The organism is Mycolicibacterium hippocampi (assembly GCF_010723735.1).
GTDB classification, from domain to species: Bacteria; Actinomycetota; Actinomycetes; order Mycobacteriales; family Mycobacteriaceae; genus Mycobacterium; species Mycobacterium hippocampi.
Map to the genome: position 1 here is coordinate 3,096,291 of NZ_BLLB01000002.1, position 13,239 is coordinate 3,109,529.

Genomic DNA, 13,239 nt, shown 5'->3' on the forward strand with positions numbered 1-13,239 from the left:
CACGCCGTTAAGGTGCCTGCATGCACGGGTCCAGCGATGTGGGGCGTCTGGTCGATCGACGGCCCAGTGTCACCCCGGAGCGGCTGATCGCCCAGCTGATCCCGCCGCCCACCTTCGCCGACGTCAGCTTCGACAGCTACAAGCCGGATCCGGCCGAGCCTTCCCAGGCTGCGGCGGTGCAGGCGTGCAGGCGGTTTTGCGAGCAGGCGGTGCAGCGGCGGGCCGGCAAGAAGAAGCTGTTCGGCAAACGTGAGGTGCTGCCCGGGGCGGGGGTGTATCTCGACGGGGGATTCGGTGTCGGTAAGACCCACCTGCTGGCGTCGTCCTACTACGCGGTGTCCGGTCCTGCGGAGTTCAAGCGGGCCTTCGCCACGTTCGGCGAGCTCACGCAGCTGGCCGGGGTGTTCGGGTTCGTCGAGTGCATCGACCTGCTCTCCGACTATGTGCTGGTCTGCATCGACGAGTTCGAGCTCGACGACCCCGGCAACACCACGTTGATCTCGAGGTTGTTGTCGGCGCTCGTCGAACGTGGTGTGTCGATCGCGGCCACCTCCAACACGCTGCCGGAACAGTTGGGGGAGGGCCGGTTCGCCGCCCAGGACTTCCTGCGGGAGATCAACACGCTGGCAGCGATGTTCACCACCGTGCGCATCGAGGGTCCGGACTACCGCCATCGTGACCTTCCGCCGGCGCCGGAGCCGCTGAGTGACGCCGAGGTCGCCGAGCGGGCGGCGACGGTTCCCGGTGCGACGCTCGACGAGTTCGACGCGCTGTGCGCGCATCTGGCCACCATGCACCCGTCGCGTTATCTGTCGCTGATCGAAGGGGTCTCGGAGGTGTTCATCACCGGCGTTCGCCCCATCGACGACCAGAGCGTCGCGTTGCGGTTGGTGTCGCTGACCGACCGGCTCTATGACGCCGGAATCCCGGTGGTGGCCTCAGGTGCCAAGCTGGACACCGTGTTCAGCACCGAGATGCTGGCCGGCGGGTTCCGCAAGAAGTATCTGCGCGCCACGTCACGGCTGTTGGCGCTGACCGCCGCCGGTCAGGCCGGGCGGACCATCACGTAGTCCTGCTCGACGGCGGTGCCCAGCCGAAAGGACTTGGTCCCGCAGACCGTGAACCCGTGTTTGGCATAGAAGCGTTGGGCGCGCCGGTTCTGCTGGTTGACGCCGAGCCACACCCCCGCCGCAGCCAGTGTCTCGGCCTTCGCCAGCGCCGCCGACATCAACGCGGCGGACACTCCCACCCCGTGGGAGTCGGGCAGCACGTACATCTTCGACAGCTCGACCGCCGGGCGTAGCGTGACCGCGCGCAGCACGTCGGGGTCGTCGGGCACACCGCGAATCATCATGGCGTAGCCCACGATCCGCCCGGCCGAGGTGGCGGTGAGCAGCACCCGGTCGGGGTCGGCCAGGTAGTCGCCGAAGCGTGCCGGGCTCAGGTTCCCGGCGACGAAGGCCGCGATGTCGTCCGCGGTGGCCGACGGGGGGCAGGCGAGCGGGAAGGTGCGGGCGGCGACGTCGGCGAGTTCGGCCAGCCGCGATGAGGTGGCCGACTCGATCTCAACGGTCAAGCGTCAGGCCACGTTCCACTGCGCCAGTCGGGTGCCGGTGATCTTGTCCAGCAGCACGACATTGGACACCAGGTCGCGGTAGCAGTCCCACCACACCCCGCCGGTGAACGTCTGGCCCACCCGGGCGTTCTGCATGCCGAACTGCAGGGCATCGGGGGAGTCGCTGTTGCGCGGCTCGTAGGCGTCGGCGGTCGGGGTCACCCCGCGGAACTGGTAGGTGATGGCCATCGCGTAGGGCGTGGGCACCTGCACCGGCGTGATCGTGATGTCGGCGCGGTAGACCTGGTAGCGCGGCGCCCGCGGCGGATAGCCGAAGCCCGGGGGTACCGGCGAGGGCAGGATATTGTTGACGGTGACATCGGCGACCAGGCCCTCGAACTCGACGCGCAGTGGCTCACCCAGTCGCCCGATCGGGATCTTGGCCGCCGACGCCGACGGTGCCAGCACAGTTCCGAGCGCTGCCATGGTGGCGATCAGCAGCACAAGCCAGCGACGCATGTTGTGGGTCCCCTCGTAGGCGTGCTTCGCATGATCGCACACCCGGCGACGGGGGTGGTGGCGGTTCGCGGTCAGGACACCTTGCCTCGGGTGTTGCCTCGGGTGGCTGAGATCAGTTCGTGGTGAACGCTTCCAGGGCAGCGAGCAGTTCACGTTCGAAGCGTTCCCAGTCGATGGCGATGCCGTGCAGCGTGCCGTCCTCGTCTTCTTCCTCGTGGAGCGCCAGCAGCAGGTGCTCGGTGCCGACGTAGTTGTGGCCGAGCCGCAGGGCCTGGCGGAACGTCAGCTCGAGCGCCTTTCTGGCGCGCGCGTCGAACGGGATCAGGGCCGGGACCTCGGCCACTCGCGGTGGCAGGGTGATCGCGGCTGCGGCCGTGGCGAGGTCGATTCCCTGCCCGGCGATCAGGCGTGCTGCCAGACCGGTCGGGTCGGCGAACAGGCCGAGCACCAGATGTGCAGGCTGGATCTCGGGGTTGCCGGCGGCGTGAGCCTTGTTCTGCGCCTCGACGATGACGTTTCGGGCCCGGGGGGTGAACCGGCTGAAGCCGTCGTTGGGATCCATCGCCGCGGCGTTGGTGGGGGTCTTCGGGACGAAACGCTTCTGGGCCGCCTGCTTGGTGACGCCCATGCACCGGCCGATCTCGGTCCACGACGCGCCCGATCTACGGGCCTGGTCGACGAAGTGGCCGATGAGGTGGTCGGCAACGTCGCCCAGGGCCTCGGCGGCCAGAACGGCGTCGGTCAGCTGTTCGAGGGGTTCGGCGTGGACGTTCCTGATGACCTCGATGAGGTCGTCGAGGCGGACGGGATTGCGGATCTTGGCGGCATCACTCATGCGTCAACTCTAGGTTGACGGATGGCTTCGGTCAACCATCGGTTGACGGTCAGCCGCGGGGGTAGCCCCGCCGGGCAGTTCGGTCGAGAATCCCCAAGGTGGCGCGTAGCGCACCTTCGGACACGACAGGGAAGATGTCGGCGTCGCGCCAGTGCTGGTCGATGTCGGACCAGTCGTAGAACGAGGTCACCAGGGTGCCTTCCTCGGCCGGCTGAAGGCGGTAGCCGTAGACGTGGCCGATCTGCGGTTTGATCTGACCCAGGATCGTCCACGCGATCAACGTGTCCTGCTCGTACGCGCTGATCTGCACCGTCACGTCATAACGACCCAACGGAAAGTCGTTGAGGGCCTCGCGGTCCATGTGCACCACGAAGGTGTCACCGACAGCGCGAACGGGTTGACCGTCGGCGTCCTGCAACATGCCGGTCGCGTCGATCGCGACGTGGCCGTGCGGGTCGCACAGGACAGCGAAGATCTCGGCGGCGGGGGCGGGGATGGTGCGTGACACCTCGATGCGGTCGGTCATGGTCCCGATCGTGTCAGGCCGGGCAGTGGTATCGATCACTTGGGGGTTTCGCTGTGCGCGAAGTCTGGGAACTCGACACCTCGATGAGGCCGGACAGCCGAGGGACCACAACCACGCAACCGCGGTTGCTGCGCCGGGCGTTGGATTTCATTCACGACAACGCGCAGTACGAGATCACGATTCGCGACATCGCGTCGGCGAGCGACGTGACCCCGCGTGCCCTGCAGTACGCGTTCCGAGAGCATCTGGGCACAACACCACTGGAGTATCTGCGGCGGGTCCGGCTGGAACGGGCCCACCGCGAGCTGCAGTCGGCCGATCCGGCTCTCGACACCGTGACCTCCATCGCGGGCCGGTGCGGGTTCAGTCATCCCGGTCGGTTCAGCAGCGCCTACAAGCAGGTTTTCGGTACCGAGCCCAGCCGTACGCTGCGCAGTTGCTGAGCGTCAGAGCGGGGTGAAGCCGGCGCTGGTGAGGATTCCGGGCTGCCAGCCCTGAGCGCCGACGCACAGCAACGGCCGGCCGTCGGGGGCCTGCGCGGCGGCTTGGGGCTTAGGGCACCGCGCACCGATTTCCTGGACACCGTGCAGTTCGTACGCGATCTGCCAGAACCCGGTGTACACCGGCGGCCACTGGTTGGGGATCCAGCGGCACTGCAACGCTTCGCCGCCCTTACCCCGGCCGAAGGTGAACCGTTCCATGTTGGTGCAGGGCGCGGTGAGTCGGGCGTCGTAGATCATGCCGGGGACGTCGGTGGCGTACCGGCCCGGATTGTCGGGGTACATCGGACCCGGCTCGGCTACCGCTGTCGGCGCTGAGCACACGGCGGCAGCGGCGACGGCGGTCGCCGCGAGAATCTCGCGAATCATGTCCTACCCCTGGGTTGTCTGAACCATGCTGGCGTACCGCGAACATTAGCGCTTGCCGCGGGGTCGTCGTCAGGTTTCCAGAGCAGCAAACACGATCTCGGCCCGCCACCCGGGGGGTTGGTGGCGGGCCGAGCTTATCGGGGTTGTCTGTTGTGCTGATAGCGAAGTTACGACCCGAAGCTGAGAACGACCTAATAGATAGATCACTACTTGGAAACAGATCCCAGCGGCCGCTATCCGGTCGGTAGCGGAGCGCCGGCGTCCGCGACGTCTGATTCCGACCCGACGACCGACGCCGCGGCGGCCGGACTGAATCGAGGCTGGAATGCTGCAGGAGTCGACGTGAAGTCGTAGGGGCCGCGCATGGCCTGTACCGGGCGGCAGTAGGCACACAGGCCGACCCCGAACCTGGGATAACCGCAGGCGGGGCAGATGCCGAGGGTGTCCGTGTCGATCTTGTCCTGCATGGTCGTATCGCTTTCGTGCACGTTGCTGACGGAAAGATTGTGACCGAACGGTTACCCGCATACTGCGGTATTAACCCCGTCGTCAAGGGGGATTTCTGCCGGGACGTCAGTTCTTTTTGTCACCTTTGCCGTTGTTGCCCTTGTTCCCGTTGCCCCTCTTGTCGCGGTTGCCCAAGCCGGGAGGCTGCACCCCCGCATCGGACGGTTGAACGACCGGTGTCGGCGCCGACGGGGGAGCCAGGGTGTTCGCGGTCGGCTGTGGTGGAGGCGGTGTGCTCGGTGGTGCGGGCGCCGGCTCGGAGGTGGTGCTCTCGCTGACGGGCTGGGCGGGGACGGTGGTCGGTGAATCCAGCGCCACCGCCAAGGCTGTCACTGCCAACGCGGCGACGACGCCTGTTGCGGCGAGAACCCGCTTCGTCTTCCGGTTCCGGTGGACGTCACCGGGCAGTGGCTGACCAGGATGCATCGGTACAGCGAATGCCGTTGCCGTGGAGGATGGTTCGAGAACCTTGGTGGCGGGCCGGGGTGCTCCGCCCGAACCGGCGGGCGGCACCGGTACCCGGCCGTGCAGGGCGGCACGCATGTCGTCGGCGGTGGCGAAGCGCAGGCCGGGCTCGCGGGACATGCTGCGTTCGATGAGCGCTGCCAGTTGCGGGTCGACATCGGGGCGCGCTGCGCGAAGCGGCGGTGGAGTGTCGTAGAGGATCGCCTTGGCCAGGGCGCCGACGTTCTCGTCGCGGCCGAACGGGTGCCGACCGGTGAGAGCTTCGTAGCCCACGACACCGACCGCATACAGATCGTCGGCCACCGAAGCGGGCGCCCCAGAAAGCCTCTCGGGGCTCAGGTACGCCATGGTCCCGATGATCTGACCCGTCATGGTGTACGCCGCCCCACCGGTTTTCGCGATGCCGAAATCGGCCAGTTTGTATCCGTCGCCGTCGGCGGCGCGAAGGATGTTGCCCGGTTTGATGTCGCGGTGCAGTATCTGCTGGGCGTGCGCCGCGGCCATCGCGCCGAGGATGTTGTCGAGCATCAACCGCACCCTGGCCGGCGGCAGCGGTCCGTGCGCGATCTCGTCGGCGAGGGTCGCGCCGGGCAGCCGTTCCATGACGATGAACGGGGTGCCGTCGTCCTCACCGCTGTCATGGACCGCGACGATGTTCGGATGGTTCAGCGAGGCTGCAGCCAGGGCCTCGGCGAGGAACCGGTCCCGGTTGTCGGGCTGGGCGTCCAGACCCGGATGCAGCAGCTTCACCGCGACCGGACGGTCGAGCCTGGTGTCCCAGCCGTCGTGGACCTCGGCCATCCCGCCACGTCCCAGCATTCCGCGTAGGTCGTAGCGGTCCACCAACAGCCGTCCCTCTGGCACGGAAGGAGAATAGCCCCGGGGCTGGGCCGCTAACCCTGCGCCGGTGATGCAGCTATCGGACGGCGAGCGCTACGGCGTATTCGGCAGCCCAGCCGGGCTGGATGAGCTCGAGCGCTTCGAGGAGCAGAAACCCCGGCCGGAAGGCGTAGGCCGGGTGACGTTCCATCGCCGAGAGGTGCTCCACCTGGTCTGCGGTGAGGTGCTGGGCCAGCGAACGCCAGCCGTCGCGCAGGTCGCCGGCGCTCAGAGGTGGGGTGAAAGGCATGGCGCGTGTCCTTCGGTGAGATGGATCTCCACCTTGGCATCTGCCACCGACAAAACAGCCGCGCCGCTACTCGCAGGCGACACCGTCGTCGTCCCCGTCCAGTCCCGAGCGGTACCCCGGCTGGCCGACCAGCAGGGGAGCGGCGCCCGCGGCGCGCGCGTCAGCGCAGGTGTCGTAGTGGGTGCCGGCCGGTCGCGTGGCAGCAGGCGCGGTGTGGGCCGGCGTCGATGTGGTGTCACCAAAACAGGGCGGGCCCCACAGGCCACGGCCGGCAGCTCTGGCTTCGCTTTCCGCAGCCTGGATCGTGTCATGTCGACTGACGGGGTTGCCGCCGTAGACGTAGGACCGGGCGGTGCCGGCGCGCGCTGCCTCGACCGAATAGTCCCATCCGTCGCCTCGGACCAGGTAAGCCAACGTGCGGCCGTAGCTGTCGGTCCGGTCTTGTGTCGGGTCGAGTTCCAGCGCGACGCGCTGCCCGAGCAGAGTCGCTCTCGCGAACTCCGTCGCTTCCGGGCCCCAGCACCCGACGGTGTAGCCGGGCTTGCTCGTCTCGGGTGTGTCGATGCCGAGGACCCGCACGCGGAGGCGGCCGCGGTTGTCATCACGGATGTCGATGGTGTCGCCGTCGACGACCCGGAGCACGTCGGCTGTGGTGTTGACCGGATCGGCGGACGCCGTCGCCGGCGCGAGAAACCCTGAAACCGCGAGCACCATCGTGGCGAAAGGAAGGAAACGAAGGAGTTTTCTCAAAGTGTTCTCCACTATGAGGTGGGGCCGCGACCGTTGCCACTGCCGCCGGCCGGTCGCAAACCCAGGAATTGGTGCAGGGTATGAAAGTCGAGTGACTGTGGCGAGCCAACTGTAGTTTGTGGCGAGTGCTACGGAACCATCGCTACCTCGCATCAGTACCTTCCCGATGACGGTGATGGACTGACCGTCGGAGTGCTGTTTAACGTCGGCACGCACCATGTTCCGTTCTCACCCGACGAACTTTGACTTGGATAGCCACGTTCCGAGGGGGCGGGTCGGCACCACCTGGGTTCGGAGCAAGGAAACGCGCCCCATGGTGTCAGTTCCTCATGCGCGCGAGGCCTCACCGTTGATGTCGGCCATTCCAGCGCATGTCGGTTCGGGAAGATGTGTCGCACTCTGAAAACCCCACCGCAGTGCGTGCGCCAAACTGCTCACGTACTCCTGTTCGAGGGCGTCGTTGTGCTGGCGTTTGATCCAGGAAGGATGCTTTGCGCAAAGTAGATAAGGCCCTCTGGGTCGCCTACCAGTTGGAACGCCGAAAGGCCACGGCGATACCCGCGCAGAGGGATAAAAAAATGACAGAACACGTTGGGCATCTTTACCGAGACCGATAACCAGTCGCGGACGAACGAGCTCAAGCTCACGATGCAGATACGAGGAGCAATTCACGATCTCGTGGTCGTGCGACCTTCGGTTCTTGGGTGGGTGACAATGCACCACGTTGCTGATAAAGGTTTCATCCTTGGCGCGGCCCGCGAGTCGCAGAATCTGGTTCAGCAGACTTCCGCTTCCTTCAAAGAACGGCTCCTGCGGCTTCATGCACTGCTTGCAGAGGCTTTGTCCAATGATCATGACCGGTGAATGCAGATCGCCCCAGCCGGGCGCCGCCTGGGTTACACCTGCCTTGTTCATGCCGTCGCAACGCCGACAAGCTCGAATCTCGTTGTCTAGCAGGTTTTTTCGCTGACGACGAGAATCATCGTCGCCCTCCAAGGTCGTCATCCGCTTGTGGCTCCTCCTCGATTTTCTGCGGGCATCGAATACACCATGGCATGGCTGGCCCCGCGGGTGTAGCGGATCGTTGGCACTCGCCCGCCGCGGATGTGCATCCGGCCTGAATCTCATAGCGCTGCAGCGGTAGGACACCCGCAACAGCTCGTGGCATTCGGCTTGAGGCGGTGGTCGTCGATTGCGCGAATTACTCCAGCGGGGTCGCCGTGGTGTCGAACAGGTAGACCGCCACGACACTCGCACTTCCGGGTATGTCGAGAATTGTCGGCACGCCCGATTGGGTGATCGTGGTGTCGACAACATGTTCGGTCCCGGTCATGTCGCAGATCACGCTGTCGCATTGTTTGAGGAAGCCCGAGCCATTCACGCCTTCTACGCGGTACCGGCCTGGCGCTATCACTTGGGTGAGTCCTCCGCGCGCCTGACCGACCGCATAGGCACCGTTGGGACCGTACTGGAACGCGACCGGAGTCGCCGGTTCCGCCGTGGGGGACGGTGACGACCCTCCTGGCGCTGGGGCTGCGGACTCCGTCACGGTCACGGTCACGGTAGCCGGTGCAGTTACCGTCACCGTCGAGGCGAGCGGGTGGGAACCCGTTCCGGTACATCCCGCCACGGCCACGGCCATTGCTGCCAGGGCAGCGGTCGCAATCTTCTTCATCAATGTTCTTCCCTCTCCGAGAACCTTTGGGAGCGCGGAAGACCAAGGACGGGCTAGTCCGCGAGGTACAGCGAGTAGTGTCCCGGCCCGGTCTCATAGCAGTACGAGTAGCCGTAACCGGAGGCGTTCGCCTGTCGAGCCGCAGCCTTGCACGCCACCTGGTTCGTCCCGAAGTCGATGTAGTCCGCGTGCGCAACTCCCGCTCCCAATATCGAGGCCGCCAGCAATGCGGTCGTCGCCAGCACGGCTTTCATCGTCATGTCACTTCCCCCTCGCTCGTCAAGGATGCGGAACCGGCAGACTTGCAGGTCCGCACCAATCGTCCTAACTCTCTGTGAACAATCCGCTCAGAATCAAGTTGATCAACAGAGCACTGTTGATCACTCGGGAGTCGTCGTGGAATCCGACGGCGAAGAACTCGGGTTCGACGGCGTACGGGCTGGGCCAGTTCTTGGACACGACGTGGGACGATGTCGGTGGCGCGTTCACTTCCGATCCGGCGCAGCAACTCGACTACGTGTTCCGGTACCTCAAGCAGCGGTACAACGGATCACCGCTGGAGGCGTTGAACTTCCACGACCAGAACAACTGGTACGACGTCGGTGGCTGGCTGCCGAAGGGTGTCAGTTTGGCGATCAACAACACCGGTGATCGCGAGCCGGTGCTGACCCATGATCAGGGCAAAGCTGTGCAGGCGATGGCCAAGCAGGTCACCAAGCCGCAGCCGACACCGCGCCCGCAGGTGCCGGACGCGCAGACCAAGATCCCGCAGCAGCAGCCGCGGGTGCCGATGAAGCAGCTGCCAGCGCCGATCGCTCAGGAGCCGCCGACCGGGCCGCCGCCCCCGGTGGCTCAACAGCCTCCGCAACCCGCACAGTCGGGCCCCGCGATCGGGCCTGGCGCCGCAGGCGGACAGCCGCCGCTCGGCATCGTGGCCCCGCCGTCCGGTCTCGATCACACGCTGCCGTGGATCAACCAGGGCATCGCGTCGACAGCCTCTGTCGCGGGCAACCTCGCCGCCACCGCGGCATCCATGGGCGCCGGCGCCGCCGGAGCGGGACCGCTCGGCGGCATTGCGGCATCGATGATCGCCGGCGGCGCCCAACAGATCGGCAAGGTCGCCACGAACGTCGCCAACGTCGTCTCGAGCGCACTCGTCGGCTCAGTACCCGGTTTGTTCACCGACACCCCGTCGGGGCAGGTGATGCGCGCCGAGCAGAACCGGCCATCCACCGCCACAGTGCGCGGCGGCGACACCTAAACGTGACCGGTTGTGAGCCCGCGGTGATCAGCAGAGAGACCAGATGCACCAAAGCCTGGAGCGGCAAGCACGATTGGCGACCACCCGCGGATGATGAGCAACCAGACAGGCGCGCGGCAGCGTCAAACCCACAACGAGAAGGGGCAAGGGCGCACCATCACGGCAGTGACACTCTGCCCAGTACGCACCTGCGCCAGCCGTGCGCCGACACCGCTGCACCCTGCTGGAGTTAAATGCGCAGCCGTGCACAACAACATCCTGATTATCCTGTTCGTCACCAGCGCCGCGATGGAGATCGTTGGCATCCTCGCGACCGGCAAGAGCTTCATCCGCGACGTCCCCGACCACCCCGGCGTCAAGCACATCCACATCCCATCAGGCTGGCAGGCAGTGCGTGGCCCGGGCATCATCGTGCTCGGCATCCTCGTTGGTTGCGCGGGCAACATCGTGGCGCTGCTCAACTAGTCAGTGAACCGGACGTCGAGCGGAACGACGACCCACTCCGTCTCGGCCGCACCCTCAAGGCGGAACGTGTAGACGTATCGGCCCGGCACATCATGCTGCGCCATCGGCTGGAGCGTCAGCGCGACAAACATCGTGCCCACCGGGACCGGCTTCTCCAGCTTGAGGGCAGGCTTCGCCTCCTGGCCGTTCGGTGCGAGCACGTCCATGAACATCGTGAAGTGCTTTCCGGCGTCGTCACCCGCGACGTCGCACACCAGCACAAGCCACGATTCGTCGACGGGTAGCCGCACCGACGACCAGCCTGCGTTGCGGATGTCCATGCCCCCGCTGGGCGACGGCTCGACGTGGTCACAGAAGAACGCACCGCGAAGCCGCACGGCCCCAACGCTACCGCGCCAAAGGGGAGGGGCGGGAGGCCCCCGGCGGGGGTCTGCGGCCTGCCGCAACGCACTGGTGATACGCCAGGCGTAGGTATGAACGCAGGGGTGATAACGGCTGGCGGAATGCCGTCGAGGACCGGGACGCCGGCCACGCTCATCGCTTCCGAGGCGGACTCATGACCGCCGCAGAGTCCGGCCTGATTCGCGCCGGCGGATTCGTGGTCCTGTCCGGTTCGGCGCTGCGAGCGGCGCGAGACTGTGCCCTGATCGCCGTCAAACACCGCAAGCTGTCCGGCGTTCCGTATCAGACCTACGAGGCCTTGGCGTGCGAATTCGCCGCTGCGACGGCCGCAGCCGGTCACTCGGACGTCCGTTCGCCGGCCGTCAGCAAGGCTGTCGCCGTGAACCAACCAACCGTGCCGCTCGCCGACGCAGCTGAACGCCTGGGCATCTCGGACCGGCAAGCTCGCCGACTGGCGCCGCAACTCGGCGGCCGCAGGATCGCCGGCCGCTGGTTTGTCGACGAACTCGCCCTCCGCGAACACCTCGGCGGCCAACAGTGAACCGGCAAGAGCACGCCCGAATCATCGCCTCGCTGACCGACGACGAACTGAAAGAACTCACCGAACGGGCAGCGAAGCTGCCCGCACCGGAAGAGGGCGAAGTCGAACGGCAGTTCCTCCAAGCCCTCTCCGAATCTGCGCACCCGCGCGAGTGGATGGCCGAACTCGCCAACCTATTCGGCTCAGCCGAGCCCGAAAACGACGGAACCAACCCCACCGACGATTCACCCGACGCGACCCTCACCGACGAGGAAAGCGCCGCAGCGTTCCTGCGCGGCATCGCAAACCGATCCACCCAACCCCGTCGAAACCCATAGTCCCCGAGAGGAACCCACACCCATGCAAATCACGCCCCGCTTCTACGTCACGCAAATCCGCAACGCCGCCCACACCATCGGCGTGCCACTACCGCCGACCCTCACCAAGCAACTCGACCAAGCCGACGCGCTCGTCCACGCCGCCGAAACGATGGTCGGTATCAGCGGCGACCTCAACAGCGCCATCCTCGACGCCCTCGAAGCTGGCCGCGACTACCACAACGACCCGGCCGTGCAACGCAACGCACTCGACCGCATGATCGCCAACTTCCAGTCCCACGGCGTCACTGAAGCCGCCCAGGCCCGCGCAATGAGCCGACGCCGAGCCGCCCTCGTCGAGCACGCCGACGACATCCTCGCGGCGTGGGCAGACGCCATCGAACGGCATTCAGCTGCCCTCGCCGCAGCCGCGGCCAAACTGCCGACCCACGACCTCGCCGACACCGCGACGATCATCGCCGCCGGACTCGACGCCGTCCAACATTGGAACGACGCGCAGCACGCCATCAGGTCTGGGTCGCCGCCGCGTCAGGGTTCGCCGCGTTCGCCGCCGCTGCCCGCGTCGACACCGGGCAGCGGTATCTCATCTTCACCGATTCCGATGCCGCCACCGTCAAGCCCACGGTGGCGACCGGACGCCACGTCGACGCCTGGACCCTCGCATGCCACGGCGTGCCGCTCCATCTCGCCACCCTCGAAACCTTCACCGCACGCGTAGCTGCACACCAAAACGACGACCAGGACGTCGACGTCGCCTAGCAGTGACGGACGCAGCGATGCACCACACAGACACCTCGCGGCCAGTGCGCGCAGAACCATTCCCGGCGCTCCGCCGCAGCGCCAGGCCGCGACGACCAAACCCAACCCACGCATGAGCCGCTCAGCACCCAGGGGGGGTGACCCTACCCCCGGTACCTCGCCGCCCCCCGAGGCATAGGCACCGCCCCCTCCGCCTCATTTTTTTCACACGCGAGCAGAAGGAATTTCCGACTTGACCGAACGCAGATTGCGCGCCGTGACGCCGGATGAGAAGGCGCCGGCGAAGCGGACTCCGCGGAAGGCCGCGCCGATGTCGGTTGTCGATGCTGCAAGGAGTGGTGATCGTCGAAAGCTGCTCGTCGCGTTGCAGTATCGGATCGCGAAGGCCATCGACGATCCGAAGACCGCGGGTCCGGCGTTCGCGGCATTGATCAAGCAGCAGCGCGATATCGCGGCCGAAATTCACGCGATCGACCTCGCTGCCGCGGGGAGCATGTCGAGAACAAGTCCGGAGTCAGTGGTTGCGACGACGCCCGACGAGCCGTGGGACGAGTCGCAGATCTAAGCGAGTGTTGTGGGGGCAGTCGGCAGGCCGGTAGACGGCGGCGCAACCGCCAACTGCATGCCTAACTCCTAGTCGCGGTGGAGGTCCCCTACAGGAGGA

General features: G+C 66.4%; 21 protein-coding genes. 8 read left to right on the forward strand and 13 right to left on the reverse strand.

Annotated features, from left to right (window positions below):
- The first annotated feature begins 20 nt into the window (after positions 1-20).
- On the forward strand, positions 21-1,070 hold the full coding sequence (gene zapE / locus G6N53_RS16035; RefSeq protein ID WP_163889976.1) for a cell division protein ZapE: 1,050 nt from the start codon (positions 21-23) through the stop codon (positions 1,068-1,070).
- Here zapE and G6N53_RS16040 read toward each other — a convergent pair.
- The 4 genes from G6N53_RS16040 to G6N53_RS16055 all read right to left on the reverse strand — a co-directional run bounded on the left by G6N53_RS16040 (position 1,046) and on the right by G6N53_RS16055 (position 3,435).
- On the reverse strand, positions 1,046-1,576 hold the full coding sequence (locus tag G6N53_RS16040; protein ID WP_163889978.1) for a GNAT family N-acetyltransferase: 531 nt from the start codon (positions 1,574-1,576) through the stop codon (positions 1,046-1,048). The two genes, zapE and G6N53_RS16040, sit on opposite strands and share 25 nt — an antisense overlap.
- A gap of 3 nt (positions 1,577-1,579) precedes the next feature.
- The gene (locus G6N53_RS16045; protein ID WP_163889980.1) at positions 1,580-2,074 is read right to left on the reverse strand and encodes a hypothetical protein; all 495 of its coding nucleotides are present in this window, start codon (positions 2,072-2,074) and stop codon (positions 1,580-1,582) included.
- Between the two features lie 112 nt (positions 2,075-2,186).
- Positions 2,187-2,909: a Clp protease N-terminal domain-containing protein gene (locus G6N53_RS16050; protein ID WP_163889982.1), complete on the reverse strand. Its 723-nt coding sequence runs from the start codon at positions 2,907-2,909 to the stop codon at positions 2,187-2,189.
- Between the two features lie 49 nt (positions 2,910-2,958).
- Positions 2,959-3,435 carry an SRPBCC family protein gene (locus tag G6N53_RS16055; RefSeq protein ID WP_163889984.1) on the reverse strand — a complete coding sequence of 159 codons (477 nt, stop codon included), beginning with the start codon at positions 3,433-3,435 and terminating at the stop codon, positions 2,959-2,961.
- Between the two features lie 83 nt (positions 3,436-3,518).
- Here G6N53_RS16055 and G6N53_RS16060 point away from each other — a divergent pair, with 83 nt between their 5' ends.
- Complete coding sequence (locus G6N53_RS16060) at positions 3,519-3,878, forward strand: helix-turn-helix transcriptional regulator (RefSeq protein ID WP_163895948.1); 360 nt, start codon at positions 3,519-3,521, stop codon at positions 3,876-3,878.
- A 3-nt stretch (positions 3,879-3,881) separates the two neighbouring features.
- On the opposite strand, the gene G6N53_RS16065 is transcribed toward G6N53_RS16060, so the two are convergent.
- The 8 genes from G6N53_RS16065 to G6N53_RS16095 form a co-directional block, all read right to left on the reverse strand.
- A complete protein-coding gene (locus tag G6N53_RS16065) occupies positions 3,882-4,304 on the reverse strand; it encodes a hypothetical protein (protein WP_163889986.1) in 423 nt (140 codons plus the stop codon).
- 233 nt (positions 4,305-4,537) lie between these two features.
- A complete protein-coding gene (locus G6N53_RS16070; RefSeq protein WP_163889988.1) occupies positions 4,538-4,792 on the reverse strand; it encodes a hypothetical protein in 255 nt (84 codons plus the stop codon).
- Between the two features lie 85 nt (positions 4,793-4,877).
- Positions 4,878-6,095, reverse strand: coding sequence for a serine/threonine-protein kinase (locus G6N53_RS16075; RefSeq protein ID WP_163895950.1), 1,218 nt, complete (start codon positions 6,093-6,095; stop codon positions 4,878-4,880).
- A gap of 97 nt (positions 6,096-6,192) precedes the next feature.
- On the reverse strand, positions 6,193-6,405 hold the full coding sequence (locus G6N53_RS16080; protein WP_163889990.1) for a hypothetical protein: 213 nt from the start codon (positions 6,403-6,405) through the stop codon (positions 6,193-6,195).
- 66 nt (positions 6,406-6,471) lie between these two features.
- Positions 6,472-7,119, reverse strand: a complete 648-nt coding sequence (locus G6N53_RS16085) for a thermonuclease family protein (RefSeq protein WP_163889992.1) — start codon at positions 7,117-7,119, stop codon at positions 6,472-6,474.
- Between the two features lie 363 nt (positions 7,120-7,482).
- Positions 7,483-8,160, reverse strand: a complete 678-nt coding sequence (locus G6N53_RS16090) for a uracil-DNA glycosylase (RefSeq protein ID WP_163889994.1) — start codon at positions 8,158-8,160, stop codon at positions 7,483-7,485.
- Positions 8,161-8,356: 196 nt separating this feature from the next.
- On the reverse strand, positions 8,357-8,488 hold the full coding sequence (locus G6N53_RS30445; protein WP_264063017.1) for a hypothetical protein: 132 nt from the start codon (positions 8,486-8,488) through the stop codon (positions 8,357-8,359).
- Positions 8,489-8,883: 395 nt separating this feature from the next.
- On the reverse strand, positions 8,884-9,090 hold the full coding sequence (locus G6N53_RS16095) for a hypothetical protein (RefSeq protein ID WP_163889996.1): 207 nt from the start codon (positions 9,088-9,090) through the stop codon (positions 8,884-8,886).
- 74 nt (positions 9,091-9,164) lie between these two features.
- Here G6N53_RS16095 and G6N53_RS29905 point away from each other — a divergent pair, with 74 nt between their 5' ends.
- On the forward strand, positions 9,165-10,091 hold the full coding sequence (locus tag G6N53_RS29905) for a lytic transglycosylase domain-containing protein (protein WP_205390393.1): 927 nt from the start codon (positions 9,165-9,167) through the stop codon (positions 10,089-10,091).
- Between the two features lie 93 nt (positions 10,092-10,184).
- A complete protein-coding gene (locus G6N53_RS16105; RefSeq protein WP_163889998.1) occupies positions 10,185-10,556 on the forward strand; it encodes a hypothetical protein in 372 nt (123 codons plus the stop codon).
- Here the strand turns inward: G6N53_RS16105 and G6N53_RS16110 are convergent.
- Entirely contained in the window at positions 10,553-10,933 is a 381-nt protein-coding gene (locus G6N53_RS16110; RefSeq protein WP_163890000.1) for a hypothetical protein, read from the reverse strand. The two genes, G6N53_RS16105 and G6N53_RS16110, sit on opposite strands and share 4 nt — an antisense overlap.
- A gap of 179 nt (positions 10,934-11,112) precedes the next feature.
- Here G6N53_RS16110 and G6N53_RS16115 point away from each other — a divergent pair, with 179 nt between their 5' ends.
- From G6N53_RS16115 to G6N53_RS16130, 4 genes are all read left to right on the forward strand, one after another.
- Entirely contained in the window at positions 11,113-11,499 is a 387-nt protein-coding gene (locus G6N53_RS16115) for a hypothetical protein (protein ID WP_163890002.1), read from the forward strand.
- Entirely contained in the window at positions 11,496-11,816 is a 321-nt protein-coding gene (locus G6N53_RS16120; protein WP_163890005.1) for a hypothetical protein, read from the forward strand. Before G6N53_RS16115 ends, G6N53_RS16120 begins: the two co-directional genes overlap by 4 nt.
- Positions 11,817-11,838: 22 nt before the next feature.
- Positions 11,839-12,534 (forward strand): hypothetical protein, encoded by a 696-nt coding sequence (locus G6N53_RS16125; protein WP_163890007.1) that lies wholly within the window; start codon positions 11,839-11,841, stop codon positions 12,532-12,534.
- Positions 12,535-12,822: 288 nt separating this feature from the next.
- Complete coding sequence (locus tag G6N53_RS16130; protein WP_163890009.1) at positions 12,823-13,140, forward strand: hypothetical protein; 318 nt, start codon at positions 12,823-12,825, stop codon at positions 13,138-13,140.
- The last annotated feature ends 99 nt before the right edge of the window (positions 13,141-13,239 follow it).

Excerpts from the sequence above, each read along its gene's own strand:
- G6N53_RS16105 (WP_163889998.1), top strand. The coding sequence starts at position 10,185 with ATGAGCAACCAGACAGGCGCGCGGCAGCGTCAAACCCACAACGAGAAG.
- G6N53_RS16045 (WP_163889980.1), bottom strand. The coding sequence starts at position 2,074 with ATGCGTCGCTGGCTTGTGCTGCTGATCGCCACCATGGCAGCGCTCGGA.
- G6N53_RS16055 (WP_163889984.1), bottom strand. The coding sequence starts at position 3,435 with ATGACCGACCGCATCGAGGTGTCACGCACCATCCCCGCCCCCGCCGCC.
- zapE (WP_163889976.1), top strand. The coding sequence starts at position 21 with ATGCACGGGTCCAGCGATGTGGGGCGTCTGGTCGATCGACGGCCCAGT.
- G6N53_RS16125 (WP_163890007.1), top strand. The coding sequence starts at position 11,839 with ATGCAAATCACGCCCCGCTTCTACGTCACGCAAATCCGCAACGCCGCC.
- G6N53_RS16050 (WP_163889982.1), bottom strand. The coding sequence starts at position 2,909 with ATGAGTGATGCCGCCAAGATCCGCAATCCCGTCCGCCTCGACGACCTC.
- G6N53_RS16095 (WP_163889996.1), bottom strand. The coding sequence starts at position 9,090 with ATGACGATGAAAGCCGTGCTGGCGACGACCGCATTGCTGGCGGCCTCG.
- G6N53_RS16090 (WP_163889994.1), bottom strand. The coding sequence starts at position 8,160 with ATGACGACCTTGGAGGGCGACGATGATTCTCGTCGTCAGCGAAAAAAC.
- G6N53_RS30445 (WP_264063017.1), bottom strand. The coding sequence starts at position 8,488 with ATGACCGGGACCGAACATGTTGTCGACACCACGATCACCCAATCGGGC.
- G6N53_RS16065 (WP_163889986.1), bottom strand. The coding sequence starts at position 4,304 with ATGATTCGCGAGATTCTCGCGGCGACCGCCGTCGCCGCTGCCGCCGTG.
- G6N53_RS16075 (WP_163895950.1), bottom strand. The coding sequence starts at position 6,095 with ATGCTGGGACGTGGCGGGATGGCCGAGGTCCACGACGGCTGGGACACC.
- G6N53_RS16060 (WP_163895948.1), top strand. The coding sequence starts at position 3,519 with ATGAGGCCGGACAGCCGAGGGACCACAACCACGCAACCGCGGTTGCTG.
- G6N53_RS16080 (WP_163889990.1), bottom strand. The coding sequence starts at position 6,405 with ATGCCTTTCACCCCACCTCTGAGCGCCGGCGACCTGCGCGACGGCTGG.
- G6N53_RS16085 (WP_163889992.1), bottom strand. The coding sequence starts at position 7,119 with ATGGTGCTCGCGGTTTCAGGGTTTCTCGCGCCGGCGACGGCGTCCGCC.
- G6N53_RS16115 (WP_163890002.1), top strand. The coding sequence starts at position 11,113 with ATGACCGCCGCAGAGTCCGGCCTGATTCGCGCCGGCGGATTCGTGGTC.